Annotated in this window: 33 protein-coding genes, 1 pseudogene and 1 riboswitch; of the genes and pseudogenes, 16 read left to right on the top strand and 18 right to left on the bottom strand. The window is 66.2% G+C overall.

Translation table 11 applies throughout. The features are described 5' to 3' along the window. Window positions 1-103 precede the first annotated feature (103 nt). Window positions 104-1,300, top strand: coding sequence for a sensor histidine kinase (locus ACIA49_RS19800; RefSeq protein WP_396378652.1), 1,197 nt, complete (start codon window positions 104-106; stop codon window positions 1,298-1,300). Continuing rightward, a complete protein-coding gene (locus ACIA49_RS19795) occupies window positions 1,297-1,956 on the top strand; it encodes a response regulator (RefSeq protein WP_391542547.1) in 660 nt (219 codons plus the stop codon). Before ACIA49_RS19800 ends, ACIA49_RS19795 begins: the two co-directional genes overlap by 4 nt. A gap of 125 nt (window positions 1,957-2,081) precedes the next feature. Here the strand turns inward: ACIA49_RS19795 and ACIA49_RS19790 are convergent, their stop codons facing one another. Together ACIA49_RS19790 and ACIA49_RS19785 are read right to left on the bottom strand one after the other, a co-directional pair. Then, a complete protein-coding gene (locus ACIA49_RS19790) occupies window positions 2,082-2,915 on the bottom strand; it encodes a C40 family peptidase (protein ID WP_396378651.1) in 834 nt (277 codons plus the stop codon). Next, window positions 2,915-3,105, bottom strand: a riboswitch (cyclic di-AMP (ydaO/yuaA leader). Its footprint overlaps the gene before it by 1 nt. Window positions 3,106-3,375: 270 nt before the next feature. Continuing rightward, window positions 3,376-4,338 carry a pyridoxal-phosphate dependent enzyme gene (locus ACIA49_RS19785; RefSeq protein ID WP_396378650.1) on the bottom strand — a complete coding sequence of 321 codons (963 nt, stop codon included), beginning with the start codon at window positions 4,336-4,338 and terminating at the stop codon, window positions 3,376-3,378. Between the two features lie 93 nt (window positions 4,339-4,431). Between ACIA49_RS19785 and ACIA49_RS19780 the strand changes: the two genes are divergently transcribed. After that, a complete protein-coding gene (locus tag ACIA49_RS19780) occupies window positions 4,432-4,794 on the top strand; it encodes a YciI family protein (protein ID WP_391542544.1) in 363 nt (120 codons plus the stop codon). Window positions 4,795-4,860: 66 nt separating this feature from the next. Here the strand turns inward: ACIA49_RS19780 and ACIA49_RS19775 are convergent, their stop codons facing one another. From ACIA49_RS19775 to ACIA49_RS19765, 3 genes are read right to left on the bottom strand one after another with little or no spacing between them, the layout of a single operon-like run. Continuing rightward, complete coding sequence (locus ACIA49_RS19775; protein WP_132171270.1) at window positions 4,861-5,046, bottom strand: YegP family protein; 186 nt, start codon at window positions 5,044-5,046, stop codon at window positions 4,861-4,863. Window positions 5,047-5,097: 51 nt separating this feature from the next. Next, the gene (locus tag ACIA49_RS19770; RefSeq protein ID WP_396378649.1) at window positions 5,098-5,691 is read right to left on the bottom strand and encodes a GNAT family N-acetyltransferase; all 594 of its coding nucleotides are present in this window, start codon (window positions 5,689-5,691) and stop codon (window positions 5,098-5,100) included. A gap of 4 nt (window positions 5,692-5,695) precedes the next feature. Further along, a complete protein-coding gene (locus tag ACIA49_RS19765; RefSeq protein WP_396378648.1) occupies window positions 5,696-6,364 on the bottom strand; it encodes a TetR/AcrR family transcriptional regulator in 669 nt (222 codons plus the stop codon). An 83-nt stretch (window positions 6,365-6,447) separates the two neighbouring features. On the opposite strand from ACIA49_RS19765, the gene ACIA49_RS19760 reads away from it, so the two are divergent. Genes ACIA49_RS19760 through ACIA49_RS19750 form a run of 3 tightly spaced genes read left to right on the top strand, consistent with a single transcriptional unit; the run spans window position 6,448 to window position 8,364 of the window. Further along, window positions 6,448-7,872, top strand: coding sequence for a DHA2 family efflux MFS transporter permease subunit (locus ACIA49_RS19760; protein ID WP_396378647.1), 1,425 nt, complete (start codon window positions 6,448-6,450; stop codon window positions 7,870-7,872). Window positions 7,873-7,922: 50 nt separating this feature from the next. Further along, a complete protein-coding gene (locus tag ACIA49_RS19755) occupies window positions 7,923-8,234 on the top strand; it encodes a tyrosine-protein phosphatase (protein WP_396378646.1) in 312 nt (103 codons plus the stop codon). Further along, the gene (locus tag ACIA49_RS19750) at window positions 8,134-8,364 is read left to right on the top strand and encodes a hypothetical protein (protein WP_396379030.1); all 231 of its coding nucleotides are present in this window, start codon (window positions 8,134-8,136) and stop codon (window positions 8,362-8,364) included. The genes ACIA49_RS19755 and ACIA49_RS19750 overlap by 101 nt, the downstream gene beginning before the upstream one ends. On the opposite strand, the gene ACIA49_RS19745 is transcribed toward ACIA49_RS19750, so the two are convergent. From ACIA49_RS19745 to ACIA49_RS19735, 3 genes are read right to left on the bottom strand one after another with little or no spacing between them, the layout of a single operon-like run. Further along, window positions 8,315-8,785 (bottom strand): NUDIX hydrolase, encoded by a 471-nt coding sequence (locus tag ACIA49_RS19745; RefSeq protein ID WP_396378645.1) that lies wholly within the window; start codon window positions 8,783-8,785, stop codon window positions 8,315-8,317. The two genes, ACIA49_RS19750 and ACIA49_RS19745, sit on opposite strands and share 50 nt — an antisense overlap. Before the next feature lie 25 nt (window positions 8,786-8,810). After that, window positions 8,811-9,056: a type II toxin-antitoxin system RelE/ParE family toxin gene (locus tag ACIA49_RS19740; RefSeq protein ID WP_396378644.1), complete on the bottom strand. Its 246-nt coding sequence runs from the start codon at window positions 9,054-9,056 to the stop codon at window positions 8,811-8,813. Then, entirely contained in the window at window positions 9,053-9,343 is a 291-nt protein-coding gene (locus ACIA49_RS19735; protein WP_396378643.1) for a DUF6247 family protein, read from the bottom strand. The genes ACIA49_RS19740 and ACIA49_RS19735 overlap by 4 nt, the downstream gene beginning before the upstream one ends. Window positions 9,344-9,411: 68 nt before the next feature. Here ACIA49_RS19735 and ACIA49_RS19730 point away from each other — a divergent pair, with 68 nt between their 5' ends. The 4 genes from ACIA49_RS19730 (at window position 9,412) to ACIA49_RS19715 (ending at window position 12,489) form a co-directional block, all read left to right on the top strand. Continuing rightward, window positions 9,412-9,879 carry an HAD domain-containing protein gene (locus ACIA49_RS19730; protein WP_396378642.1) on the top strand — a complete coding sequence of 156 codons (468 nt, stop codon included), beginning with the start codon at window positions 9,412-9,414 and terminating at the stop codon, window positions 9,877-9,879. Window positions 9,880-9,905: 26 nt separating this feature from the next. Continuing rightward, window positions 9,906-10,940 carry an amidohydrolase family protein gene (locus ACIA49_RS19725; RefSeq protein ID WP_396378641.1) on the top strand — a complete coding sequence of 345 codons (1,035 nt, stop codon included), beginning with the start codon at window positions 9,906-9,908 and terminating at the stop codon, window positions 10,938-10,940. A 112-nt stretch (window positions 10,941-11,052) separates the two neighbouring features. Further along, entirely contained in the window at window positions 11,053-11,379 is a 327-nt protein-coding gene (locus ACIA49_RS19720) for a hypothetical protein (RefSeq protein ID WP_396378640.1), read from the top strand. A gap of 171 nt (window positions 11,380-11,550) precedes the next feature. Beyond that, the gene (locus ACIA49_RS19715) at window positions 11,551-12,489 is read left to right on the top strand and encodes a LysR family transcriptional regulator (protein WP_396378639.1); all 939 of its coding nucleotides are present in this window, start codon (window positions 11,551-11,553) and stop codon (window positions 12,487-12,489) included. Here the strand turns inward: ACIA49_RS19715 and ACIA49_RS19710 are convergent. Both ACIA49_RS19710 and ACIA49_RS19705 read right to left on the bottom strand, forming a co-directional pair. Then, on the bottom strand, window positions 12,418-13,137 hold the full coding sequence (locus ACIA49_RS19710; protein WP_396378638.1) for an SDR family NAD(P)-dependent oxidoreductase: 720 nt from the start codon (window positions 13,135-13,137) through the stop codon (window positions 12,418-12,420). The two genes, ACIA49_RS19715 and ACIA49_RS19710, sit on opposite strands and share 72 nt — an antisense overlap. Before the next feature lie 28 nt (window positions 13,138-13,165). Then, window positions 13,166-13,909, bottom strand: a complete 744-nt coding sequence (locus ACIA49_RS19705; RefSeq protein WP_396378637.1) for an oxidoreductase — start codon at window positions 13,907-13,909, stop codon at window positions 13,166-13,168. 144 nt (window positions 13,910-14,053) lie between these two features. On the opposite strand from ACIA49_RS19705, the gene ACIA49_RS19700 reads away from it, so the two are divergent. Beyond that, window positions 14,054-14,428: a hypothetical protein gene (locus ACIA49_RS19700; RefSeq protein ID WP_396378636.1), complete on the top strand. Its 375-nt coding sequence runs from the start codon at window positions 14,054-14,056 to the stop codon at window positions 14,426-14,428. 30 nt (window positions 14,429-14,458) lie between these two features. Here the strand turns inward: ACIA49_RS19700 and ACIA49_RS19695 are convergent. The 3 genes and pseudogenes from ACIA49_RS19695 to ACIA49_RS19685 form a co-directional block, all read right to left on the bottom strand. Next, window positions 14,459-14,692: pseudogene (locus ACIA49_RS19695) on the bottom strand (GNAT family N-acetyltransferase); the annotation flags it as partial. A gap of 248 nt (window positions 14,693-14,940) precedes the next feature. After that, entirely contained in the window at window positions 14,941-16,110 is a 1,170-nt protein-coding gene (locus tag ACIA49_RS19690) for a hypothetical protein (protein ID WP_396378635.1), read from the bottom strand. Next, entirely contained in the window at window positions 16,107-17,231 is a 1,125-nt protein-coding gene (locus ACIA49_RS19685) for a helix-turn-helix domain-containing protein (protein ID WP_396378634.1), read from the bottom strand. Before ACIA49_RS19685 ends, ACIA49_RS19690 begins: the two co-directional genes overlap by 4 nt. A 260-nt stretch (window positions 17,232-17,491) precedes the next feature. On the opposite strand from ACIA49_RS19685, the gene ACIA49_RS19680 reads away from it, so the two are divergent. Further along, complete coding sequence (locus ACIA49_RS19680) at window positions 17,492-18,028, top strand: GNAT family N-acetyltransferase (protein WP_396378633.1); 537 nt, start codon at window positions 17,492-17,494, stop codon at window positions 18,026-18,028. On the opposite strand, the gene ACIA49_RS19675 is transcribed toward ACIA49_RS19680, so the two are convergent. Together ACIA49_RS19675 and ACIA49_RS19670 are read right to left on the bottom strand one after the other, a co-directional pair. Beyond that, complete coding sequence (locus tag ACIA49_RS19675) at window positions 17,949-19,124, bottom strand: hypothetical protein (RefSeq protein WP_396378632.1); 1,176 nt, start codon at window positions 19,122-19,124, stop codon at window positions 17,949-17,951. The two genes, ACIA49_RS19680 and ACIA49_RS19675, sit on opposite strands and share 80 nt — an antisense overlap. Window positions 19,125-19,136: 12 nt before the next feature. Next, the gene (locus ACIA49_RS19670; RefSeq protein WP_396378631.1) at window positions 19,137-20,255 is read right to left on the bottom strand and encodes a helix-turn-helix domain-containing protein; all 1,119 of its coding nucleotides are present in this window, start codon (window positions 20,253-20,255) and stop codon (window positions 19,137-19,139) included. A 474-nt stretch (window positions 20,256-20,729) separates the two neighbouring features. On the opposite strand from ACIA49_RS19670, the gene ACIA49_RS19665 reads away from it, so the two are divergent. From ACIA49_RS19665 to ACIA49_RS19655, 3 genes are all read left to right on the top strand, one after another. Beyond that, window positions 20,730-21,521, top strand: a complete 792-nt coding sequence (locus ACIA49_RS19665; protein ID WP_396378630.1) for a hypothetical protein — start codon at window positions 20,730-20,732, stop codon at window positions 21,519-21,521. Between the two features lie 138 nt (window positions 21,522-21,659). Beyond that, complete coding sequence (locus ACIA49_RS19660) at window positions 21,660-23,069, top strand: hypothetical protein (RefSeq protein WP_396378629.1); 1,410 nt, start codon at window positions 21,660-21,662, stop codon at window positions 23,067-23,069. A gap of 260 nt (window positions 23,070-23,329) precedes the next feature. Next, complete coding sequence (locus ACIA49_RS19655; RefSeq protein ID WP_396378628.1) at window positions 23,330-23,638, top strand: hypothetical protein; 309 nt, start codon at window positions 23,330-23,332, stop codon at window positions 23,636-23,638. Here ACIA49_RS19655 and ACIA49_RS19650 read toward each other — a convergent pair. Next, window positions 23,635-24,303, bottom strand: a complete 669-nt coding sequence (locus ACIA49_RS19650; RefSeq protein WP_396378627.1) for a suppressor of fused domain protein — start codon at window positions 24,301-24,303, stop codon at window positions 23,635-23,637. The genes ACIA49_RS19655 and ACIA49_RS19650 overlap by 4 nt on opposite strands. A 90-nt stretch (window positions 24,304-24,393) precedes the next feature. On the opposite strand from ACIA49_RS19650, the gene ACIA49_RS19645 reads away from it, so the two are divergent. Next, window positions 24,394-24,807, top strand: coding sequence for a hypothetical protein (locus tag ACIA49_RS19645; protein ID WP_396378626.1), 414 nt, complete (start codon window positions 24,394-24,396; stop codon window positions 24,805-24,807). A 477-nt stretch (window positions 24,808-25,284) separates the two neighbouring features. Here the strand turns inward: ACIA49_RS19645 and ACIA49_RS19640 are convergent, their stop codons facing one another. Further along, on the bottom strand, window positions 25,285-25,542 hold the full coding sequence (locus ACIA49_RS19640; RefSeq protein ID WP_396378625.1) for a hypothetical protein: 258 nt from the start codon (window positions 25,540-25,542) through the stop codon (window positions 25,285-25,287). Window positions 25,543-25,632: 90 nt separating this feature from the next. Continuing rightward, window positions 25,633-26,339: hypothetical protein (locus ACIA49_RS19635; protein ID WP_396378624.1), on the bottom strand; the 707-nt coding region annotated here is incomplete at its 5' end.

Genomic DNA, 26,339 nt, shown 5'->3' with positions numbered 1-26,339 from the left:
ACGTCCGGCTGCGAGCACCCCCTACGAAAGTTTGCGATCGAAGGGCCGGAACCTGACCGGATGGGGGAGGGGATCCGGTACGGCGCGCCACTACGCTGGGTGAATGCGACGACTGCGCCGGTGGATTGCCTGGTGGCGCACGCATGCCCCGCGGATCCGCGACTTCCTCTACATGTTCTTCGGCCTGCTGACGATCGTCGCGCAGGCGAGCACCGGCGGCGCGGGCTGGGGAGTCAAGGACACGGTCACCCTGGTCGCCGGCGTGGTCTCGTCCGTCGCGTTGCTCTGGCGCCGCCGCTTCCCGGTCACCGTCACGGTGATCGGCGTGGTCGCGATGGCCGTCTCCGGCATCTTCGTCCCCCTCGGGCTCGCCCTGCTGACGTTGGCGATCCGGCGCCGCGACATCGTCCTCGCGGTCCTGACCTTCCTCGGATATATCGCCCTGGTCTTCAACAGCGGTCTGTTCGACGAAGCCTTCTGGGTATCGGTGTTCACCGGCCCGTTCCTGATCGGGACCTGGGTCGCGATCGGCGCCTTCGTCGGCGCCCGTCGGGACCTGGTCGCCTCCTGGCAGGACCGCGCCGAGCGGGCCGAGGCCGAGCGTGAGCTGCGCGCCGAGCAGGCCCGACTGGGTGAACGCGCCCGAATCGCTCAGGAGATGCACGACGTACTGGCACACAAGGTGTCGCTGATCGCGCTGCATGCCGGTGGGCTGGAGGTGAACCCGGCGGTCGGCCCGGAGAAGATCGAGGACTCGGCGCGGCTCATCCGGCTGACGGCTCGGCAGGCGATGGAGGACCTGCGCGAGGTCCTCGGCGTACTGCGAACCGATACCAGCGTGGCGGGGGCCGACCTGGCACCGGTGCCGCATGCCGCTGATCTCGAGCAGTTGGTCGCGGAGTCGCGTGCGGCCGGCGTGAGCGTGACCAGCGACATCACGCTGGCGGACGACGTACCGCAATCGATCGGGCGCACGATCTACCGGATCGTCCAGGAGTCGCTGACCAATGTGCACAAGCACGCGCGGGGTGCGTCGACCGAGGTGCGGGTGACCGGTGGGCGTGGCGAAGGGGTGACGGTGAGGGTGACGAACCTGCGGCCGGTCGCGGCTGATTCACTGCTCCCAGGTGCCGGCGCCGGACTGGTCGGTCTGCGCGAGCGCGTCGTACTGGTCGGTGGCCGGCTCGAGACCGGCCCGACCTCGTCGGGTGGCTGGCGCGTCGAAGGCTGGTTGCCGTGGCCGACGGGCCGGGAGAGCGAGACTGTCGAACCGGTGACAGTAGACGAAGGGGAACGATGACACGGCTGCTGATCGTGGATGACGAGGCGCTGGTCCGAGCCGGGTTGAAGATGATCCTGGAGTCCGACGAGGAGCTCGAGGTGGTGGCCGAGGCCGACGACGGCGCGGAGGCCGCCGCGATGGTGACCCGGCACCGGCCGGACGTCGTACTGATGGACATCCGGATGCCGCGGCTCGACGGGCTGGCCGCGACGCGCGCCGTCCAGGCGCTGCCGGATCCACCGAAGGTCGTCGTCCTGACCACGTTCGATCTGGACGACTACGTGTTCCGGGCGCTGCAGGCCGGGGCGAGCGGGTTCCTGCTGAAGGACACCCCGCCGCGCGAGCTGGTGCAGGCGATCAAGGTGGTCGCGGCCGGCGATGCGATGCTGTCGCCGGCGGTGACGCGGCGGCTGATCGGGCACTACGCCAAGGACTCGCGCGCGGATCGGCGCCGGGTCGGGCAGGAGCGGGTCAGCAAGCTCACCGAGCGGGAGCGCGAGGTGCTGGTCGAGGTCGGCAGCGGGCTCCCGAACGCCGATATCGGCAAGAAGCTGTTCATGAGCGAGGCCACCGTGAAGGCGCACGTCTCCCGGACGCTGGTGAAACTGGATGCCACCAACCGGGTCCAGGCCGCGATCATCGCCTACGAGGCGGGCCTGCTCACCGACGACTGAGACAGAAAGAGCCGGCCGGGGATCGTCGGAGGGGTGGGGGTCGACGATCCCGCGGCCGGTCTCAGGGTCAGCGCCCCTGGGGGGTGGAAGCGCTGACGGGGGAGGACCTGGCTACTGCTGTCAGGTCAGACGCGGCCGTAGGCCACGCTCTTGGTCCAGATCTTGCCCTTGGCGATCGGCGTTCCCGGCTTCGAGGAGTGCCACAGCAGACCCTTACCGGCGTAGATGCCGACGTGGTAGACGCTGCCGCCACCGTTCTTGAAGAAGATCAGGTCGCCCGGCTTCGCGGCCTTGGCGCTGATGTGCGTGGTCGCGGCGTACTGCTGACGCGACGTGCGCGGCATCTTCTTGCCGGCGGCCTTGTACACGTAGCCGGTGTAACCGGAGCAGTCGAAGCCACGGGGGGTCGTGCCGCCGTAGCGGTACGGCTTGCCCTTGAGCTTCGCGGCTTCCTTGAGCACCTTGGCGCGGAACATGTCGGCCTTGACGCCACCCTTGTTGCCGTAGAGCACCTTGTGCTTGGCGGCCCAGGTGAGGCGACCCCAGGTCGCGTGGTCGGTGGTCCCGCTGACCTTGATACCCCAGGAGAGCTGGAACTTCTTCAGGGCGGCGACGGTGGTGTTGCCGTAGTAACCGTCCGGGCCCAGGCGCAGCGCGCGCTGGACGAACTTCACGGTCGGACCCGAGTCACCCTTGCGCAGCAGCGGGCGGCTCTGGATCGTCTGGTGACCGCGGACCTGGGCCGGGCTGAGGGCCTTGGCCGAGGCGGTGGTCGGTGCGGCAGCGATGCTGACCAGGGCGCCGCCGCTGACGGCGAGACCCACGGACAGTACGGCGGCCGCGGCCCGCGGAGCTGCGGACCTGGAAGGCTTGCGGTGCTTCGGGAGAGTCCGATTGGCGGCGGACTCGGTATGGCTGACGGCGCGCGAAAGCGGCGTCCGTCGGGCAGTGACGGGCATGGTTGTCTCCCGACGCCTCCGGAGTTAGCTGTCGGGTTCGGGCTGGAAAACTTGCCCGGTCCGCTCCCGCGGACTTCACCCCAGGGTCTCGACCACTCACAGTCGAAACCCAACTTCCTGGGTCCCCCACCTCTGCCATGGTTGTTCGAGGGGAGCGCAGATGCCTGGCAGAGCTCGGCGTGACATCTGTGCAGTTCGTGTTATTTACCGAACCGCCGACGACTGTATAACAGAACGATCACGACGCAAACCCTCAGATCGACAGAGACCCTCCTAAAAGGCCCTCAGAGCCTCTCTGACGGATCAGGGAGTCCTGGTGAACACCAGGTGTCCTGAGCGCGTCTGAGCGTGCGGGAGGCGGCAAATGGGGACTTCCGTGTGATCTGGGTCACATTTAATAGTGGCTCTCTGTGACAACGGGCACAGTGCGTGCTCAGGTCCGCCTCAGTTCCTTGCGAGTTCAGGCTTGGTGGAGCAGTTGCCGGAAGCGCTCCAGGCCGACGTTCCCGCCGCTCAGGACCACTCCGACGCGCTCCGGGAGCCCCTGGATCCGCCCGGCGAGCAGCGCTGCCAGTGCGCTGGCCCCGCTCGGCTCGAGGACGATCTTCAGTCGCTCGAACGCGAACGTCATCGCGGCCAGGATCTCCTCGTCGGTCACCAGCTCGAACGCCTCCACCAGCCGGCGGTTGATCGCGAACGTCAACTCGCCCGGTACGTCGATCGCCTGGCCGTCCGCAATCGTTCTCGGTACGTCGATGGTCACCCGCTCACCGGCAGCCAGCGACCGCGCGTGGTCGTCGCCCGCGGCGGGTTCGACCCCGATCATCCGGATTCCTGGCGACAGCATCGTCGCGGCCGTCGCGCAGCCGGCCATCAGCCCACCGCCGCCGACCGGGACCAGCAGTGCCCCGAGGTGCCCGACCTCCTCGATCAGCTCCAGCGCGATCGTTCCCTGCCCGGCCATCACGTCATAGTGCTCGTACGGCGGGATCAGCGTCAGCCCGCGGTCCGTGGCCAGCTCGGTCGCCAGTGCGGCCCGGTCCTCCTTGTAGCGGTCGTAGCTGACCACCTCAGCGCCGTACCCCTTGGCTGCCGCGACCTTGGTCGGCGGTGCGTCGGCCGGCATCAGAATGGTCGCCTTGGTGCCCGCGAGCCGCGCGGCCAGAGCCACCGCCTGTGCGTGGTTCCCGGACGAGTACGCCGTGACGCCGCGCTGCAGCTCGTCGGGGGAGAGGCGGCTGACCGCGTTGTAGGCGCCACGGAACTTGAACGCCCCGATGCGCTGGAAGTTCTCCGCCTTCAGGAACACCTGCGCCCCGACCCGCTCGTCCAGGGTCCGGGAGGTGAGCACCGGCGTGCGGTGGGCGACGCCTGCGATCCGGTCCGCGGCGGCCTGGACATCTGTGAGACTCAGCTCGGCCATGAGGTGACGCTATCGCGATGTCAAAGCGCTGCGATCGGCTCCGTACTCATCATCGAGAGGGCCCGGACGGGCCTGCAGCTGAAGGAGACACCCGTGAAGTACCTAGTGGTCCTGAACATCAACCCCGACGTGCTGTCCGCGCTGTCCGAGACCGAGCAGCAGGCCATCTTCGACGGGCACGGGAAGTTCATGGCGACGATCCAGGAGACCGGTGAGTTCCACAGCACGGTCGCGCTGGCCGAGCCGGCGAAGTCGTCGGTCGTGAAGGTCCGGGACGGCGTACCGGCGGTGACGGATGGGCCGTTCCTGGAGGCCAAGGAGTTCCTGGCCGGCTACTACCTGATCGACGTCGCCTCGCTCGAGCGCGCGCAGGAGCTGGCCGCGATGATCCCGGACGCCGGGATCGAGGGGCTCGGGGTCGAGGTCCGCCCGGTCGTCCACGAGGTCGGCCTCTAAAGACCTTCCACAAGGCAGGGGGTTTCTCCACGGTCGGTGGAGAAACCCCCTTGTTTTCTTGCTGTTTCAGTCGGTCTGGTCGTCGAGGTTCGCGTCGGCCGCGTTCTTCTTGATCGACTCGATCCCGTTCAGGGCAGCGGCCTTGGTGCCGTAGCTCTCGCTGCTGGTCGCGATCACCTCGCCGTTGCCGGCCTTCAGCCGGAACCGGAACTCGCCGGACTTGTCCTTGTAGAGCTCGAACTTCCCCGCCATCGGTATACCTCCACCTGAATTGGTATGACTCCGTTGGCGAGCGTAGCGCCGTCAGCCCGCCGGTACCTCCCGCACCACGCCGGGCGGTCCGTCCCAGCCCGGCCATGGCCCAGGCGCCGTACGGTCGGCGTCTGGTCGCTCCTCTTCCACTGTCTGGTACGGCGTCATCCCGCGCGCCTGGTAGTTGGCCAGCGCGGCAGGGCCGTCCAGGGTGTTCGTGTTCACCCAGACGCGAGTGATCGGGGCGACGTCCTCGTGGCGCTCGTGCAGCGTCCACGCCTGCCGGATGCCCACGGTGAGCAGGTGTCCGCCGAGTCCGCGGCCGATGAAGCCTTTGAGTAGTCCGAAGTTCTCGATCTCTACTTCACTGCCCACTCCGCGCAGGGCGACGTACCCGGCAGGCACTCCGCCGACCCACGGCACGTAGGTCTCGAAACCGGGCCTGCTCAGCCACTCCACCCACTGGTCCCAGTTCCAGCCGAGCTTGCCGATCCAGTGCCAGTGGCCGCCCACTGCGGTGTAGAGGTAGCGGGCGAACTCCGGAGAGACCTCTTCGACCGCTCTGATCTCTACTGGCTGCTCTTTGGCCGGTCTGAGCTCGTCCGGGCTGTGCTGTTCCAGATAGGTCAGGATGCTGAGCGCCAAGCTGCTACTCCTTGTTCAAGACTCCGCAGATGCCGGCGACGACCAGCTCGATCCCCAGCTCGTAGTACCGGTCGTTGGAGCTCGGGCAGACCAGGGTGTCGGCCGCTGCGGTGACCAGCGGGTACTTGTGCGGTGAGAGCGCCCCGAGTGCGGCACGCTTCATCCGCAGTGAATCCTCACGCTTGACCGGGTCATTGTCCTCGCGCGTCAGCGGGTCGGTGGTCACCAGGCTGATCAGTGTGCAGACCGACTGTCGGCCGACCTCCGCCGCATCGTCCACGTCGAAGCCGCCCTCAGTGAGGATCTCGAGCAGCCGCTCGGAGATCTGGAGCCCCTCGTCCGAGACCAGCATCCGAAGCAGCGTCAGGTCAGCCAGTCGTGGGTGCAGGCGGAGTGCTGTGACGAAGGCCGTCAGCACGGTGTGGAGCTGCTTGTCCCACGGCTCGTCGGTTGGTTCGGGCAGCGCCACGTTAGCGATCAGCCGGTCGCCGAGCGCGGCCAGCAGGTCGTCCTTGTCCTTGAAGTGCCGGTACAGCGCCATCGGCGTGACGCCGTGCAGCTGCGCCAGCCGCCGCAGGGTGACGGCGGCGGTGCCCTCCTCGTCGGCGAGGACGAGCGCGCTGTCGACGATCTTCTGCGGATCCAGGCGGCGGGGCGTCTCCTTGGTGATCACGTTGACAAGTTTACACCGTAGACCTAACGTCTACTAGGTACGCATACAGCGTATACATACGGCGTAGACTTAGTGAGGTCGTCATGCGACGCAGTCCCTGGGCCACCCTGGCGGTTCTGGCCCTCGCCCAATTCATCGTGGTGCTCGACGTGACGATCGTGAACGTCGCACTGCCCCACATCCAGGCGGACCTGAACTTCTCCACCGACTCCCTGCAGTGGGTGATCAACGCCTACACGCTGCTCTTCGGTGGCTTCCTGCTCCTCGGTGGCCGGATGGCCGACCTGCTCGGCCCGCGCCGGGTGTTCGTCGGCGGTCTGCTCCTCTTCGGCGTCACCTCGCTGGTGGCGGGGCTCTCCAACTCACCCGAGTTCCTGATCGGTGCCCGCGCCGTACAGGGTCTTGGCGGTGCACTGCTCTCGCCGGCCGCACTCGCGATCCTCACCATGACCTTCGCGCACGGCCGCGAGCGGAACATCGCCATGGGCGTCTGGGGCGGCCTGGCGGGTCTCGGTGGCACGCTCGGCGTGGTCGCGGGCGGCGTACTGGTCGACTCACTCAGCTGGCAGTGGGTCTTCTTCGTCAACGTGCCGATCGTGATCGCACTGATCGCTCTGATCCCCGTCTTCGTGCCGGACGTGCGTCACCACGTCGGTGCGCGCACCTTCGACACCCTGGGCGCAGTGCTCGGTACGGCGGGACTCATGGCGATCGTGTACGGCGTCGTACGGTCTGAGCCGCGTGGGTGGGGATCGTTCGAGGTCATCGGCGTACTGACTGCCGGTGTGGTGCTGATGGTCGCCTTCGTGATCGTGGAACGCCGCTCTGCGGCTCCGCTGGTTCCGCTGCGGCTCTTCCGGTCCCGGGCGTTGAGTGTGTCCGGTGCGTCGCTCTCACTGAACGGTGCTGCGTTTCTCTCGATGTTCTTCCTGACTGCTATCTACCTGCAGCAGGTGCGGGGTGACAGTGCACTCGAGGCAGGCGTGCACTTCCTGCCCATGGGCGGTGCTGCGATCCTCGGTGCCGTCGCCGCTTCGCAGCTGGTGCAGCGAGTCGGTACTCGGACGGTTCAGCTCGCTGGAGCTGTACTGAGCGTCGCTGCGCTGCTCTGGCTCTCGCAGGCCGACGCCACTGGCAGCTACGCGACCCAGCTCCTGCCTGGCCTTATTTTGTTCGGCTTTGGCATCATCGCGGTCGGAGTACCCGGCCAGATCACCGCAGTCTCCGAGGTACGTCCCGCCGAGGCCGGTGCGGCTTCTGGTGTCGTCAACGCCATGTACCAGGTAGGTGGCGCGCTCGGCCTGGCTATCGTCACCACGCTCTCGATCAGCCACACCACCAGCGAGCTAGCCCACGGCGCCACCCAGCAACACGCGCTCGAAGCCGGCTTCTCCCGAGGCCTGCTCGTGGCTGCGCTCTTCTCCGTGGCCAACGTGTTCCTCACCCTGGCCAGCCCGCAGCTCCAGCCGACCGCGGAGCAGTTGACCGAAGCAACAGCCGCAGCCTGACCCGCTCCTTCGACGCCCCGGTGCCTGGTGCACCGGGGCGTTCGTTCGTCATGATCGAACCCATGCACTGGCCCAACTGCCGCAATGTCCGCGACCTAGGCGGTCTCCCCATCAACGGAGGTGGGACGGTTCGCCCGGGAGCCCTCCTTCGCAGTGACAACCTCGACCAGCTGACCCCGGAAGGTCTCGCCGCCGTCGACGCCCTCGGCATCGCCCGGCCCAGTCCTGGTGCACTGCCACGCCGGCCGCGACCGCACCGGCCTGGTCATCGCGCTCACGCTCGCGACCATCGGCGTACCGGCTCACGTCATCGCCAAGGACTACGCGACTGCACCAGTGGACTGGGAACACGACCAGCCTGAGGCGGCGACCATGCACGCCGTACTGTCTGCCGGTCTTCCTGCTCTAACCCCAACTGCCCTTGCTGCGTTGAAGAATCGGCTCAGTGCCGAACCAACCCACCAATCGCCATCGGCGGCAGATGACCACTAGCCGGCCGCTGCGTCGCCAGCCCGACGCCCACATCAACCACCACTGACCTAGGCAACTTGGCGATCTCCTCAACCGGCGTCCACACCGCCTCCGCCGTCTCCCCATTGGCCTCCGGCCGCACCACCCCACCAACAACCCGCACCCCGTAAAACACCCCCACGTTCTGATGTACCTCCCCACGCCTGGCCTCATGCGCCGGAATCACCCGCGAGTCCACCCCCAACAACTCCTCCACCACCCCCCGAAGTCCCGTCTCCTCCTCCAACTCCCGCACCACCGCCACCACCGGATCCTCCGCGAACTCCACCTGCCCACCCGGCAAAGTCCACCAACTCCCCTCCCCACCAGGCGCCACATACCGAGCCAGCAAAACCCGCCCGTCCACCCGACAAACCCCATAAGCCGCCAACCGAAAACTCATCCCAGCAACCTAACCCCCATGCGCCTCAGCCCGCCCAGGTGACGTCGAAGATCCTGATCAGCTCGCGGTCGTCATCAACGTAGAAAGACAGCAGCCCGACACTGCCGAAGACGCTCTGACGGAAGGAGGGCTCGGTCTGATCCGGCATTTGTGCATCCCACGGCGCACGAACCAGCTCGGCAACATGTTCGACCAGCACATCGAAAACTGCCGGTGGAATGCCTTGGAGCTGTGCCAGTGCTGCCGCGTGAAACTCCACGCGATAGTTCACTGTCCGTCAGGCCAGCCCGGTATCACTTGCTCGGCCGGGACGAACTCCTCGGATCTACCCTCGCGAGCTGAGGCGCGAGCACGCTCGTACCCCGGGTTGGAGTAGGCGATCGCCCGCAACCGCCAAAGATGCAGCACATCCCGCAGCTGCTGGAACCGCCACACTTCGTGCGCAGCATCGAGAGCTCCGTGGTACTCCGCCAGAAACTGCTCATGCCACTCCGCAGGCAGCACCCGGAGGATCTCCGAGGGATCCTCGGGTCCTCCACTCAGCGGCTCAGCGGTCATGGACCCAGGTTACTCCGAGGACCGCAGCTGGACTCAAGTTATCCACACCCGCCCGCTATCGTGCCGCCATGTCCTCGCGGCCGCTGCTGTTCCTCGACGTTGATGGGCCGCTGATCCCGTTCGGCGGAACGGACTACCCGACGTTCTCCCAGTCGACTGAGGGGAATCCGCTGCTCAGCCGCAACAACCCGGCGCTCGGACCTCGCCTGGCGGCTCTTGGTTGTGACCTGGTCTGGGCGACGACCTGGATGACCGACGCCAACGAGCACATCTCGCCGAGGCTCGGCCTGCCCGACCTCCCTGTCGTCGACTGGCCCGATCCCTCTGACGACGACCCGACCGGCATCCACTGGAAGACGTCCACCCTCGTGGCGTGGGCCGCGGGTCGACCGTTTATCTGGCTTGATGATGAGGTCACCGACGGGGATCGCAGTTGGGTCCGCGCCAACCATCCGACCCCGGCGCTCGTTCATACCGTCGATCCGAGGCGCGGTCTCACGGACGAGGACTTCGCCGTACTGGGTCGGTGGGTCTGAACCTCTTGCCGAGGAGGATGCCGGGTATGACGCGGTGGGTGTTCGACGGGATCGGGTTGCCGGCGGGGGAGTCGGTGCGGGTCGAGGTGGGGAGTGGGGCCGCGGAGGCGTTGCCGGGGCGGTTCGGGTTGCCGGGGTTGGTGGACTCGCATTGCCACTTGACGGTGGGGCTCGCTGAACGTAGACCGGTTCCGCTCGACGAAGGGGCCGCGCGGGCGATGCTCGACGAACTCGGGCAGGTGGGAGTTCGCGCCGTACGGGATGTCGGTGGGAACCGTTCGATCACGCTCAAGCTCGCGACCAACCCCGAGGACGGACGCCCGCTTGTCCTTGCCGCTGGGCGGTTCTTCGCGCCGGAAGCGTCGTACTTCACTGGCATCTACGAACCCGTCCCCGCAGAACACCTGGTCGCCGAGGTCGAGGCCGAGCTCGACGCAGGCGCCACCTGGATCAAGCTGGTCGCCGACTTCCCACCCGTCGGTCCTGACGGCCCGATCCCCGGTAGCGCGATGACGCCCAACTACGAGCTGAGCGCCGTCGAGGAAGTGATCGCGACTGCTCACGCCCGCGGTGCGCGAGTCGCGGCACACGTTCAGACCGGCCTGGTCAGCGAACTCATCCGCGCCGGCATCGACTCTGTTGAACACGGTGAGGTCATCACCGCTGACGACCTCAAGGCACTCGGCGCGCGCGGTGGCGGCTGGACGCCGACCCTGTCCGCCTACGGCCCACCCGACCCCAACGCCACCCCACAACAGGCCGAACGCCGCCGCGCCCGCACCGAACACATGACCAAGATGCTCCCACTCGCCAGCCAGTACGGCGTACACGTCCTCACGGGCTCCGACATGATCGGCACCGTCGCCGGCGAAGTCGACCAACTAGTCCGCCACGGCCTGACCGTCCCCCAGGCCCTCGAAGCCGCCACCACCTCCGCCGCCGACTTCCTCGGCCTCACCGCCACCGACGACCTCGTCACCTACGACGCCGACCCCCGCGACCACCCCGACATCCTCGCCAGTCCCACCGCCGTCGTACTCCGCGGCCACCGCATCCGCTGACCCTGCCATTAGGACGTAGTCGTCTACGTAGACCCCACCGCCCGCCGCAACCCGTCGCCACGAGGCCGGTCGCACACCGTCCTGTTCCTGGGCGGGCGGATAGGGTCCGAGCGTGGATGAGCGTGGGCCGACCTGGCGGTTGTGGCGTGGGGACGAACTGTTGGCTGACCTGGTCGTGACCGCGGCCGACTTCCCGTGGCTGCAGGCTGTCGTCGAGGCTATGCCGGCCTTCGACAGCGTGCGAGACCTCTTCGTTGAGGAGCTCCGGCTGGTCGAGCGCATCGACGATGACTACCCGGCATGGGAAGCGGTTGACGCACAGATCCGTGCCACCGTGTCGCTGCAGAACCCGGAAGGCGTTCGCGTTCCCGACTTCCTCATGCATATCGACGGCGAGACGGCCTGGTGGCGCTGGAGCGACCAACCTCTCGAGCCTTGACGGACCGCCAGCACCCACTAACTGTTCGCGGCTCGTCCGGTTCACGCTCAGCCCAGTCTCGCCAACCGGCAAATCCGTGAGTTGATCAGTGCTGCAGATCCGCGATGGCCGTTGGTCCGCGGGTGCGACACTGGTGATTACATCGTTACGTCGCGCTGGAAGGGATGGCTGATGAGTCTGCGTCAGTACGAGTACGCCCTGGCGGTCGCTGAGGAGGGGTCGGTGACGGCCGCGGCGGAGCGGTTGCATGTCGCGCAGCCGTCGGTGTCGCAGCAGATTCGCGGGCTGGAGCGGGAGCTCGGTGTGAAGCTCTTCGCCCGTACGCCGTCCGGCCTCGTACCGACCGTCGTCGGCCGCGCGTTCTTGCGGGAGGCTCAGGTCGCGGTGAGTGCATCGCGCCGTGCCAGGGCGACGGCCCGGGCTGGCGCCGAGGAGTTGGCGGGCGAGCTCGTGGTCGCCGTACAGCTGGGGTTCGGCACCCGGCAATTGCCCGGCGCCCTGAGTGCGCTGCGGCGGCGCTTCCCGCGGCTCGAGGTCACGGTGTTCGAGGAGCAGAGTTCAGCCGAGCTCGAGCGGCTCTGCACCCGCGGCGTACTCGACCTCGCCCTGATGGCCGCCTGCGACCGAAGCCCGTCCGACGCCCATCACCTCGGCGTCGAGGAGTTCGTCGTCGTACTGACCCCCGGCCACGCGGAACTCGCCGAGGACCGGGTCGAGCTGCGTGACCTCAAAGCCGAACCCTGGTTGCGATTCGACCGCGACAGCGCGCTGGACGCCGTACTGACGAACGCCCTGCGAGACAACGACCTGGCCCCCACCACGGCGGCCCGGGTCTCTCAGACTTCGACCGCCGTGCGCTGGGCCGCTCACGGGCTGGGTGTCACGCTCGTCCCCGCGTCGGCGGTGCCGGACGGTCACGAGCATCTCGTTCGCCCCATCTCGCCGACCGTCACGCAGCCGGTCATCGCCGTACTGCGCCAGGATGCCGGCCCTGCCGAGACCGCACTCCTCGAACTCCTCCGTCAGGAGACGTGGCCCCTAGAAGACGTTGCCTCCGGCATCGACATGGAGCGTGGTCCCGTTGACGTAGCTGGCGCGAGGCGAAGCTAGGAAGTAGATCGCCTCAGCCATCTCGTCCGCCTGCGCCGTCCGCTGAAGCCCTAGCTGCTTCGCGAAACCCTCGTTGCCGTCCGGCCCCATCTCCGCCACCACACCTTCGGTCCGAGTCGGACCGGGCGCCACACTATTCACCCGTACGCCGCCCTCCGCGAACTCGGCCGCCCAAGTTCGCGTCAGCGATCCCAACGCAGCCTTGGACGCGCCGTACGCCGACGTACCAGCGAACGCCTTGTGCGCTGCAAGCGAGGTGACGTTGACGATGCTGCCCGCCCCACGCGCGAGCATGTGCGGTACCAGCGCCGCAACCAGGAAGAACGCCCCGCGCACGTTCGTGTCGAAGATCCGTTCGTAGTTCGCAACGCTCTGCTCGATCGTCATCGCAGTCGGGAAGGCGCCCGCGTTGTTGACGAGAATGTCGACCGGCCCGCTCTGCCGGCTCAGCTCGGCAACCGACTCAAGGTCGGCCAGGTCCGCCGGTACGAAGCGAGCCTGGACTGAGCGCGCCGCCTCCTCACCACGCCTTACGTCGCGCCCGCTGATGATCACCTCAGCACCCGCCGTCACCAGCAACCGCGCTGTCGCCAGCCCGATCCCAGAAGTCCCGCCGGTGATCAATGCCGTCTTCCCCTGCAATTCCATTGTCCGTGTCCTTTCTTCCGCCGGGATTTCAGCGCCGCGGATATTCGCCGCCGTCGACCACGAGATTGCTCCCGGTCAACCAGCCGGACCGCTCGGACAGCAGAAACAGCACCGCATTCGCAATATCGTCGGGCTGCCCATCACGCCCGAGCGGCGGCAGCGCGGAAACGTCCTGCCCAGCCGCAGACTCCAGCCCCGCCCACAACTCACGCGTCGCCTCACCACCCGGCGTAGCAACCCGGCCCGGCGTCACGACATTGACCCGAACCCCATCTGTCGCCACCTCCAACGCAAGCCCCCGGCTGTACGTCTCCAACGCAGCCTTCGCCGCCACGTAATGCAGAAACGGCCCCACCGGCGTCAACACCGCAGCCGACGAAACATGCACGATCGCGCCAGAACGCCGTACCCGCATCCCCGGCACCAGCAACGAATCCAGCCGCACCGAAGCCAAATAGTTCAAGTCCAACGCGTCCTGCCACTCCTCATCAGGAATAGCCGAACTGTCCTCGAACGGCCGCGCCCCACCCACGTTGTGAACCACCAGATCCACCCCACCCAACCGCTCCGCCACAGCCGCCGCCACAACCTCAGCCCCCGCCCGCCCCCGCACATCAGCCGCCACCAACCCAACCCCCGCCGGCACCTCCGCCTCCGACCGAGCCGTCACCAAAACCTCAGCCCCCGCCGCCACCAACTGCCGCGCAACAGCAGCCCCAATCCCCCGAGTACCGCCCGTGACAACAGCCCGCTTCCCCGCAAATTCCCGCATTATCCCGACCTCTCGTTTTCCAGTGCTCTCCATTTCAAGCTAGGCCCGGAAAAGAAGGCAGACAAAGACGAAATTGCAGCACCCCGTATAGGCGATCCCTATACCGGCACCGCCTGAGGCCCATCGATACGAGATGATGTCGGCATGGGCCTACTCGACCTGAGTGAACGTGAGTACTGGGCTTATGTCTCGGAGCGCCCCGGAATGTTCGTCGGTCGCCCCAGGCTCGCGAGCCTGGAAGCATACGTGGACGGGTACGTCGCTCACGCGATCAGACATGGCGGCCCGGCGCTCGAAGGCTGGTACGAGTGGCTCGTAGCCCGCAGGGGACGCGAGTGCAACCACGGATGGAACGGCCTGGTCCGCCACATCGCACTACCGGATGGCTGGGAGAGCTGGGACCTTCCCCCAAATCAAGAGAGTCATGTCATCAAGGTGCTCTTCGAACTACTCGACGAGTTCCTCGCCGAACAAGAGCCGAGACACACCCCAGATAGTGAAAGCGGAAGCGCTGCATGAGTTCCGTCTATGGGTCGGGAACTCAACGTCCTAATCACGTGCTCCGCTGAGGCGCTTCTCGGTGAGTACCCACAGGCGTAGCACCTGTGCTCCCAACGACGATGCCGTCACCTCGAGAGCCGAGGCCAGGGTCTCTCCGACACCGCGGCGGCGAACATCCGGGGCGACCCACATCGCCTCCGGGTGCATGACGTGGGTCTGATCCGGGCTGCGGGTGAGCTTCGCCAAGCCGACGACCTTGCCATCCAGTCTGGCCACGACCCAGACATGTCGCTCGAGTTCGCGACGCCACTAATTCTCGTTGTAGCCACGCTCGGTCGACTCGTCACCTAGGAACGAGGCAGCCGAATCTGCCAGCGCAGGTAGACGCATGTCGCGAGCGGTCTGCCAGTCATCCGCTTCGAGGCGGAAGACAGAGATCTGCGGATGAAACCCTTGCAGCTCCAGCAACAGGGACCCCTCCGTCCGAGCGTGCGGGAGCACGGAGTCTAGTTGCGCGGCGCGAACTGCCTCTAGGGGAGCGGCTCGTTCAAACGTTCGCCGTAGCCACAGGAGATCCAGTTGGTCAGGCTCAGGTTCGACAAGGCGGTGCGGTCGTTGGCCACCGGGCTGAGGCGGTGGAGGCCTTGCTGCCAACTGTATGTGTCCTGCAGCCAGGCCTCCAGAAACGCAACGCACACGTCGGCGCCGATGACCGATGCCTGTTTCTCAGCCCTGCGTAGCGCCTCCTCGGCGCTTGCCACCTCGGGAGCGAAGGGCTCGCGCGCCAGATTGTCCAAGGTCTCCTGAATCATCGTCAGACGGACGTCTCTGAAAGCGCCCCAGTAGCTCGGCCTGGCAGCAAGTGCCATCTGGTCTTCGAATTCCCACCCTGCGGTGCACTCGAACACGGCGTAGAGACCTTCCGCAAGCAGATCACCGAACTCCTCACGAGCCGCGCGCTCAGAGTTGGCGTACGGTCGGTACTCGGCTTGCTGGACCTCCCCGGCCTTCGACAGGCTCCGGTCCGCGGCGCGGCGGGCGAAGAAGAACCAGTCCTCGTTGTAGATATCGGGGAAGAACGACAACTCCGGATGGTTGAGATCTACGCCGAGCACGGCTCCGCCGACGAAGATGTCCTGACTGAAGCCGGCCAGCCGCCGGGCATGGCAGACCACCGAGTTGTCCGGAAATTCCCGAGTGGCCATGGATGCGATTGGGTGGCGGTCGAGCAAACTCGTGAGGCGGCCGACGTCCGCCGGCCGGAGCTGGCTGATGTCGTCGTCGACGAAGAGGAGCTTGTGCCAGCCTCGAAGCTTCCCGAGCAGAAGGCCGAGATTGCGCTTCAGGCTGAGGTCACTGCATCGGCCGGCCGATGCTTCGTGGAAGGCCGAAGATGAGGTCAGCTGTGAGGGTCCCGGCAACTCATAGCCGATGGGTACTTCGACGACCAGCGCTCGAGCTCCGAGGGTTCTGTCCACGCGCTCCGCTACCTGCGCCACGTTTGCCTGCCGACTGCACAGGATCACCAACGGAACGGACAGCGTCACCGAGAGATCGATGATGTTCTGCAGAGCCGATGAAGGACGTGCGGCCGGTACGACGATCGCGTCCAACCTGCTGCGGCTCACGGGTACGGCGGAAGTGGACACATCGCGCAACAAGTCCGCGTGCGACGGCCGATGACCGATCTGGCGGCTCACGCGGCGGCCTCGTCACTGGGCGACCATTCGTAGAGAACGTTGTGCGGGATCTCCAGATCGGGCGACATCGCCTCACCGTTCACCAGCGGAACCCGCATGAGGATGGCGAATGATCCTCCCGGGAACCGGCTGGCGAGATAGGCCTCATTCCGATCCCGTACGGCGATGTCGGTCAGCACACGTACTGCACCCAGGACTCCGCGGCTGTAGACCCCGCTGCAAACTGTGAGGGTGCGCGTGTGATTGAGCGGGTTGGGCACTCGCGCCAGGAACGCCACGTCCTCGATCAGAGTCCGCCGTTGACCGTTGCGCCAGACGTCCTCGGTCTGTGCCGCGGTGATCTCTTCTTTGGTGGGGGCCTTCGTCGAGGTTCGCTCGTAATCGCTCCAGAGCGGCCGGAATTCCTGGCCGTCCGGAAGCATGAAGACTTCGCCGTTGAACAGGTCCGCTGTGACGACCTGCTGGATCGGCAGGTCGCGCACAAGTGACTGCAGTTGGTGCGCGACGTTGTTCCAGACGATCCCGCCGAGAAGGATCAGATGGCCGGTCATATCTGGCGCGTTCGCTTCATCGGGCAACTTGTGGGCTGCGTCGAGCTCGGGATTGCACGCCCGGAGGTGACCCCACAACTCGATGAGGGCGTCTACATCGGCATAGCGGTACATGCGGGTGTAGTTGGGGTTTGCCTCGTCCGCCAAAGGCGAGCGATAGGCGGCGGGGGCCTCTGGGCAGATCGCCGTCACCGGCCCCTCCTCGAAGGTCCAGAGGCCAGCGCCGGCACTCGCCGTACCGGGTTTGTTGCGGGCAGCATCGCGGAGGTCGATCAACTCGCGGTGGAGCGCGGTGAACTTCTCTCGCTCGGAGGCGTTCAGATCCTGTTCGCGGGGGAGCTGTGGCTCGGCATCAGCCGAATGGTCCTGTGCACAGAAGAGGGCGTACGAACGCAGCAGATCGGCGCTTGGCAGCTTGGGGTCTGACGAGTTCTCCCATGAACTGATCGTTGACACAGAGATCCGCTTGGCATCGCCCAGCGCGCGCGCCAGTTTCGCTTGGGTCAGCCGCTGCTGCCGTCGGAGGGCGCGCAACCGGTCGGCGAGCTCTGCCTCTGGCGAAGGGGCCAAGGTCACTCCCGGGGGATCAGCGTCCACTGGTGGGTTCGGCCACCCTACCCCTCCGAATGACGTCGATCTACTGGGAAATTGAGGCTTGGACACCACTCGGCGGGTGGACGGAACGTCGGGGCTGGGATGACTTCCGTTCGACAGTCTCGTTAGGCAGAGAGAGCTTGACGCCGGCCGAGTCGGCGCGGATGGTGATGGACGTCACCTGCTGGGTTTAGGGTGCCCTCAAGTGCGTTTGAGCTATGAAAGGGCTCCGATCGATGGAACTGAGGCTGCTCGCGGCTGATGAATGGCAGCAGTTGCGTGAGGTCCGCCTTCTAGCGCTGAAGGACTCGCCCACGGCTTTTCTCGCGGATTACGACCGGGAAGAAGCACTGGAAGAGCAGGATTGGCGTCTGCGGTTCGTCGGCTCGCAGTGGTTCACCGCGTGGAAAGACAATCGGATCATCGGTCTGGCGCGGGTGCTGACGGTTGACGATCGTCCGGCGGACGAGCGCCATATCGAGTCTGTCTGGGTTGACCCGGAGTACCGGCAAATGGGTGTTCTGCGCAACCTTCTGCGGTACGTCGTCGAGCAGGCGCCCGCGGTCAACGACTGGATGCTCTGGGTCCTCGACGACAACGATCAGGCGCTCGAGGTGTACAAGCGATTGGGATTCAGCGAGATCGACGATCGCCAGGCGCTGACCGACGGTAGTGGCCGCGACGAGATCCACCTCAGGTATCGGAGCCGACGCCGTAGCCGCACGGCATCCACTCTGTTAGCGCGCACCGGGCGAGTGCTTCGGATTCGCTGAGTACGTCAGTCTCGTCGCGCAGGACGTGCTGCCAACTGTCTTCGTCCTTGAGCCAGGATTCGATGAACTCGACACACAGCTCTCGGGTGATCACCAGGGACTGCTCCTTCGCGGCTTCTAGCGACTGCAGTGCCTGCTTGATCGTCAGAGGATCCACATCGCCTTCGCGCTCTGCGCGGCGGAGTGAAGTCTCGGTGTGCTCGATCATGTCCCGGCGGACCTTCGCGAAGCTCTCCCAGTACTCCGGTTGCTTCGCCACCCTCAGATGATCCTCGAGGTCCAGGCCGGGTTCGCGCTCGAAGAGCGCGTAGAGACCTTCTCCGAGCAGATCGCCGAACTCCTCGCGTTTTGCCCGCCAGGGGATGGCGAAGGGATGGTATGCAGCCTGCCTGACCTCGCCGATCTTCGGTAGTGAGCGCCGGGCCGCGTGGCGTGCGAAGAAGAACCAGTCCTCGTTGTAGATGTCAGGGAAGAAGGACAACGTCTGCTGCTGCAGGTTGACGCCAAGCACCGCGCCGCTGACGAAGACGTCTTGCCGGAGGCCTGCCAGGCGCCGCGCATGGCAGACCACCGAATTGTCAGGGAAGCGACGGCTGACCATCGACGCCACCGGATGCCGGTCGAGCACGCTGACGAGTCGATCGAGGTCCTGCTCGCGGACTTGCCGGATGTCGTCATCGAGGAACAGAAGCTTCGTCCAGCCTCGCATCCGGCCGAGGAGAAGGCCGAGATTGCGCTTCACACTGAGATCGCTCGAACGACGCGCGGAGGCTTCCCAGAACATCTTGTCCGAAGTGGACGGCTTGTAGCCCGGTATCTGGTAGCCCTCCGGGATCGCGATCACGAGCGCGCGAGCTCCGCGCGTCTTGCGCACCCGTTGATCGACCTGGCCGATGGTGACGTGCCGGCTGCACAGGACGACCAGCGGAACCGACGTCCTCGCAGACAGGGAGATCGCTTCCTCCAGGTCTGACGCCGTGCGCCCGGCCGGTACGACGATCGCGTCCAGACCCCTCCGTGACCGCTGCGCGGGGGCCGCCGAAACATCCCGGAGAAGCGACGCATGCGACAACCCCTGCCTCATCTGGCGGCCCATCCAGCGGTCTCGTCAGTCGGTCGCCTCCTCATCCAGCGACCACTCGTAGAGACGATACCTGGAGTCCCCGAAGCGCGGTGGGCTAGCTTTTCCGTTCACGATCGGGACCTTGGCGAGCACTGCGAACGATCCACTCGGGAAGTTGGTGGCGAGGTACGCCTCGTTGTGGTCGCGGACGAGGGGGTCGATCAGCGCCTTGGCGGCTCCCACCACACCGCGGCTGTAGACGCCGTTGCAAATGGTGATCGTGCCCTGCTCATCGAAGGGATTGCCCAGCCGTGCCAGCAGCGCGACATCCTCGACCAGCTCGCGTTGAGTCGTGCCGAGCCAAGCATCCTCGGTTTGTTCTGCCTTGAGCTGATCCTTGGTGAGGATGCCGTCCTTGGCGACCTTGTGATTTCGCCAGACCGGTCGAAACTCGCGATCGCCGAGCTTCCTGGATGTGAAGATCTCGCCGTTTTCCAGATCGGGTACGGCGATCTGCTGAACAGGAAGCCCGTCCAGCACGTCCCGCAGCCAGTCGGCGACCTCATGCCAACCGATGCCGCCGAGGATGACCAGATGACCTTGTAGGTCGGCCGGCTTGATCTCGGCGGAGAGCTTGTGATCCACCTTGAGTTCTGGGTTCGATGCGCGGATCTGTCCCCAGACCTCGAGCAACGCGTCCACGTCGGCATAGCTGTAGGTCTCGGTGTAGTTGGGATTGCTCTCCTTGGCCAGTGGCGAACGGCGCTCCTCCGGGACCTCTGGACAGATGATGGTGATCGGCTCGCCGTCGAAGGTCCAGAAGGACTTGCGCTCGGGTGCGGAGATCGCGCCACGAGCCGCGTCGCGGAGCCCCACCAGTTCGCGGTGAAGCTCCTCGAACTTCCCGCGCTCGGCGCCGGTCAGATCCTGTTCGCGAGCAAGCTGCGGAACGACCTCGGTCGAGTGATCCTGTGCGCAGAACAGTGCGTAGGCGCGCAGCCGATCGGCCGTCGGCAGCTTCGGATCGGACGCGTTCTCGTAGGAACTGATCGCCGATGTCGAGAGGCCACCCAGCGCGAGTCCCAGCTTCCCCTGTGTCAGCCCCTGCTGTCCCCGGAGGGCGCGCAGCCGGTGGGCGAATGCCTCCTCTGGCGATGGGCTCAAGGTAACTCCTGGAGGGTCAGTGTCCGGTGATGGACTCGGTCACCTTACTCCACCGAATTACACCGAATCGCGGTGAAGTTCAAGCATCGACACGTTCGATGCCGCTTCGACTGGCGATGTTACGGCCACCACGGCTACCTAGGGTGCTCAGATCATCATCATTCTGTGACGATGTGCGTCCCGGGTCAAGTGTGGTGAATCGAAAATCCACTTATCCACCAATTTCACGGTGTAAAGCGGTGAAGAGCTGGGTAAATCCCTGACAGGACGACAAGCGATGGACAGGAGCTCGTTACGACCGCAGCCGTTTCGATGACCGAAGTAGGTGCCTCTCATGAGCAGCTTCCCGACTGTTGTGCAGCTCACCGTGACGCCATCGCCCGCCAGGGGCGTTCGGCCTGGCCTCGCTGATGGAGGGCGAGGGCGCTTCGGTATTCGGAGTCACGCCGTACGGCGTGCTGAACCTTTAGTGCCATGAACGGCGTGATCGAGGCGCTGGAGCTGGGGAACTGGCGGAAGGCCTCGAGGATCCTTCATGAGACTGAACTGGCTGATCCGTATCTGGCGATTGTGTTGATGACGGTGGCCAGGGCGATGTCTTATCGGGCGGTCGGTGAGCACAGTTCGGCTTGGACGACGTTGGGGCGTGCGGCGGTGCTGATGCTTCGGCGGCATCCGGGGTTGCCGTGTTTGGCGGTCAATGACAGCGGCGACGTGGACGACGTACCGGCTTGGCCTGGTGAGGTGGAGCGGCTTGCGTTGCCGGTTCGGTTGGGTCGGGGTGGTGCGGGGGATCTGCTGTTTCGGTCGGTTCGGTTGATCTGGCGGGAGCAGGAGGAGCTGAGCGATCTGTTTCGGCGGATCGATCAGCGGCCGGCCGAGCTGACTCCGGCGACGCACATTCTGGTGCTTGCGTTCGTGGAGTACCTGTGCTGGGTGCGTCACGATGCCGGGACGTGGACGAGAGGGACGCCGGTCGACGAGGAGGCCGCGGACATCGAGCGGCGGATCGACGCGCTGAGTGACGGGCTTCGGACCGCGTTTCTGCGGAGTGCGACGGACCTGCGCCGTTTGCGCTATCCGGACGCCGGGAAGATGTCACTCATGGTCTGGAGTGGTGGTGGGACCTACAACGGATTGCAGAGGTTGGCGATCCTCGAGTTGGCCCGCCGCCCGGAACCGCCGTGGGGCGGCTCCGCGAAGCTCGTGGACTGTCCGGCGCGATCGAGTTCCGTCAATGCCTGGCAATTCGCCCGGACCGCTTGATGCAGTCGTTTTTCTGCGGCCTTTACTGGCTATCTCATCGGATCTACCCTTGAGGATCCGAATTCCATCGCATCGTCAGCCCACCCAGGTCGTTGACATCATCAACAACCGGCGACAGCGCGCGGAGGAGGAACCTCGATGATCGCAGTCCTGACCGTGCCTGCGACCGGGCCGCGGATGCCCGAGGTTCGCCTTGCCCAGGGACGGCCGGCTGACTTGGTCCGTACGACGCCGCTCGGGTCCGGCGTCAGTGTCGAGGTCGACCTGGCTGATCCGGGCCGATGGCGTGCTGTCACGGTCGACGGCTGGGATGATGCCGACCGGAATCTCTTGGAAGCCGTTGTAGGACAGGAAAGTCTCCGGCAGCTGGGCGATCTCCGAGACGGGTTGGCCGTGACCGACGGCCCGAGCCTGCAGACCGACGTACAGGTCGGGGCCGCGCAATCCGGACCGTGGCGAAGGCTGGCGGTGATCGACGCGCTGGACTGGTGGTTGCAGGTGCCGCTGGACCAGGGGTTGCTCGACGCGGAGCGCGCGGTCGTGCGTGCTCGGGCTGCGCGGACCTTGCGATCGAGGGCGCTGCGGGAGCACCGAACCGGGCAGGCGTTGGTGCTGGCCCGGCGCTCGGCCGACGACCTCTCGACCTATCTGACCGAGTTGGCGAGCTCCGCGACGTCGTTGCCGCGCGCCCTGTTCTCCGGCCTGTCCCGGGTTGCGAACGGGTACGCCGGCCTGGCCAGCCAGGTGATCGGCGGACCCGATGAGTGCCTCGACGCGGTTGCTGAAGCGTGGAGCCGGCTCAAGCTCGCCGTACCGGTTGTGGGGATCCTGAAGCGTTCTGATCCGTCGTATCAGTTGCTGCCGGACAGTGCGGCGCTGAGCAGTTCGGTCGATCCTCGGCAGGTGCGCGCTCGCGTCGTCGGTACGGACGTGCAGGCTCGCGAGGTCCAGATGGTCGAGTCCCGTGAGGGATCGACGGTTCGCGTGCTGGTGCCCGCTTTTGGATCGCGAGTGCCGTCGGCGCTCGCGGACCAGCTGATGGTGCGGCTGGTCGACAGACGATCCGGTACGGCGCACGAGGCGCTCCGACTGAAGTTGCGACTGGGCCGGGACGCCGAGCGCCTCGGGATGCGGACGCCGGTCTTCACGCAAGACATTCCGTTGCGGGGCGCGTCGGTCGAGGACGTGCGGGCTGACGTCTTCGATCCCGTTCATGAGACCGCGCCGGCGATGACGGACACCGATGACGAGCTGGTACGGCGGCGCCGAGCGCAGTTCGTCCTGGGTGAATGGCGGCGGGCGATGGTCGAGATTCGCCTGTCCAGGCAGGCGAAAACGCGAAATGGCCGGTTGGCACGCCTTACCGGCGTACTGAATGAGGCCGTGCCGGACGTTGACGAGCCCGTGTTCCTCGGCGGTCCGACGCGCAGTGAAATTGCCCGGTACGTCGAGGCTGCGCCGGGGGTCGTGCACCCGTGGTTCACCAGCACTCGTGGGGCCGGCGAGCCGTTGGTGGCAGAGCTTGCGGCGGTTCACCAAGCCCGTTGAGATGTCGTCACGACATCGGAATTCGACTGGCTGAGCGCTGGGCCTAAGGCTTGCTCTAAGGACGTCCGTGATCAGAGACGGACGTCGCTCCTGACGATGGGAGAAGAGCGATGGCCATCCGCCGGCTCAACACTTTAGGCACCGCTCGCAGGCCCGTACTCGTGCACCCGAGGACCGGCAGTGAGCTTCAACGGTCAGGTGCTCTGCGAGAGGTCGGGGCGCAGGTCTCGTCACGGCCCTCGATCCTCTACTGGTTCCTGATGGTCAGCGACCTGGCGGCTGCGATCTGGATGTACACCGTCGGACCGTGGCTGGATCACTCGTCGAAGTTCACCCGAACCGGGACGCTCGGCGGGCACCACCTGCTCCTGCTGATCATTGCCCTGACGGGCTTCCTGATGCTTGCTGCACTCGCCGTTCTGACCGACAACTTCACCCACAGCACCCCGATGTTGGCGATCGCGCGGAACGTTGCCTGCGTCATCTCGGTCATAGCATTGACCGGGCTGCTTGCCCTTATTTTGATGGCTCTTCTCAGCCGGCTTCTCTTCGGCCCCTTGCGCCCCTAGATGTAGCTGTGTGAGCGGGCGAGGTCTGTGACGAGGTGCGGGTTCCCGTCCTCGGCGATTCGTCGGACCAGTTCCGTTGCCCGCTCGGTCCCACCCTCGGCGACCCAATCCAGTTCGGGTTGGGTGATGCCGACGAGTTGGACGAAGTCGACGCGACCGTGGACGGTATCGATTCCGCCGACCTCGGTGTCAGGAACCGTTATATAGCTCGTTAATTGGGTGTTGCTGTCAGTGCGCAGCGGTTGGTTCCGGCCGTTGATGAATTGGAACGGTTCGAACCAGGCCTTTGCGGTGTAGGTGTAACGGCCGAGGTTGCTCAGCGAATTGATCGCCCAGATGCAGTCGTCCGGATCATCGGCTCGGACCTTCATCGTCATCTCGTAACCCCAGCCGCTGAAGTCGCCGCCGTACGACTCAGGATCGACGTACAGGGTGGACATTCCGTATGTCAGCAGGTGCTGGTAGCCGTTCGGGCTGGGGAAGAGGCTGTACCCGTCGATGTACTCCTGGCCCCCGAAGATCGCCCGTGCCTCGAACGGAGCGCCCTTGTGGGGCGGCGTAACACCCGGGTAGAGAGCGTCGAACGCCGCGTCGATCGCGAGCCACCCGGGTGCCCAATCACTCTCGGCCGCGGCCCGGGCGACGTACTCGTCCTTGGTCATCATCAGCCGATCATGACAGCGCCCCGGGGGCTCGGGGAGGATTCGCGCACCGTCGTACTGATGATTGATCTGTGGTCCTCCTAGACTCGGCGGATGGATTATGAGGCACTGAACGCCGAGGTCTTGGCCGTGTCGGACCGTTTGCGGAACGCTGACGAGGCGACTGTGGCCGCGGAGGTTGAGCGGTTGACGGCGTTGGCCGCGGAGATCCCCGACGACTTCTCGCGGATGCGGGCGATGGCTCGGGTAGCGAAGCTTCCCGAGCTGATCTCGGGACCTGCGCTGGGGCAGAGCGAGCAGTACGAGAAGGCGACGCACCTCGTTGGAACCGCCATGAGTGCGGACGGTACGACGGAAGAGCGCATCGCGGTGGCCGAGCGGATAGCCAGTGAGATCGCGGAGCTTGCCGCGTCCGCACCGCCGCGGGAGTCCGGGACCATCCTGCGGATGAACTCGTCGGTGGCGCGCTTGATCCAGGAACTCCGCGAGCAGTCGCAGGAGGACTGACATGTCGGGACCGTTCGGCCCCGAGCTGCCGCAGTCGTCACCGGAGTACCAGTGGGTCAAATCGTTCATCACCTCGGTGGAACGCCGTACCGGATCGTGGAGCCGATGGAACGGCAAGGTCTACGAGGAGCCCGATCCACGCTACCTCGGTACGGCGCACTCGGACGGCTCGATGACCGTGAGCCCGAAGCATGTGCTCGAGCCGCTTCGAGAGGCGTACACCTCCGGGAAGACGTTCAGCTCCGACGAGGCCTTTCGGATCCGTGATGCCGCGGCGACGGTGACGCACGAGGCCGTGCATCTGTCGTCGCTTTTCGGTGACGACACGGTGCCGGGCAGTCATCCGTCCCATGACAAGGCGGGCCGGGCGATAGAGGAGGGGCTCGCCGAGTACTGGACGCACCGGCACCTCGACGATGTCCTGGTCGACGTCGGACTCGCGCAAAGTGCTTTCCTCAACGAGAGCACGGGAAACTCCTATCCCGCGTACATGGCCGCAACGGCCGAACTGACCCGCGGCATCGGCGAACGCACCGGCCGCACCAGCGACGAGGTCGCCGGCGCCCTGATCGCCACCGACCGCGCCCAGCGGTGGAACGCCGCCGCCGACATGCTCATCGACGCCGAACTCGCGCAGTTGCCGTCCGCCGACCGCGCCGCCGTTCGCGAACAACTGATCGACGGCGTCCGCGACGAGTTCGCCCCACTGGTCGACACCACCAGCAACCGCTCCATCCCACCCGCCGACCAACAGATCGCCGGCACCGAAGCCGCCACCCGAGCCCTAGACCACCTCGACGACCAACTAACCACCCTCGAAACCACCTACAACCCCCCACAACCTGACCCCCCCCCGATCCTGAGCCCGATCCTGAGCCCGAGCCCGATCCTGAGCCGGAGCCGGAGCCGGAGCCGGAGCCCGAGCCCGAGCCGGAACCCGAGCCCGAGCCGGAACCCGACCCCGAGCCGGAGGCTGATCCCGAGCCCAGGACTCAGTCCGAGACCGAGCCGGATCTGGAGACCGAGCCCGAGCCTGAGACCGAGCCCCAGACCGAGCCGGAGACCGAAGTCGAGCCGGAGCCGGAGTCGGAGTCGGAGCCTGAGACCGAGCCCCAGACCGAGCCGGAGACCGAAGTCGAGCCGGAGTCGGAGTCGGAGCCTGAGACCGAGCCCCAGACCGAGCCGGAGACCGAAGCCGAGCCGGAGACCGAAGCCGAGCCGGAGCCGGAGCCCGAGCCGGGGACCGAGCCGGAGACCGGAGCCGAGCCGGAGCCGGAGCCTGAGCCGGAGACCGAAGCCGAGCCGGAGCCTGAGCCTGAGCCGGAGCCGGAGCGGGAGACTGAGTCCGACCCGGAGCCCGAGCCGGAGCCCGTGCCGGAGCCGGAGACCGACCCGGAGCCGGAGCCTGAGCCGGAGACCGAAGCCGAGCCGGAGCCTGAGCCGGAGCCTGAGCCTGAGCCGGAGCCGGAGCGGGAGACTGAGTCCGACCCGGAGCCCGAGCCGGAGCCCGTGCCGGAGCCGGAGACCGACCC

Origin of the sequence: Kribbella sp. NPDC051587, from assembly GCF_044453945.1 — a bacterium.
Lineage (GTDB): Bacteria > Actinomycetota > Actinomycetes > Propionibacteriales > Kribbellaceae > Kribbella.
This window is presented reverse-complemented; position numbering and strand designations above follow the sequence as displayed.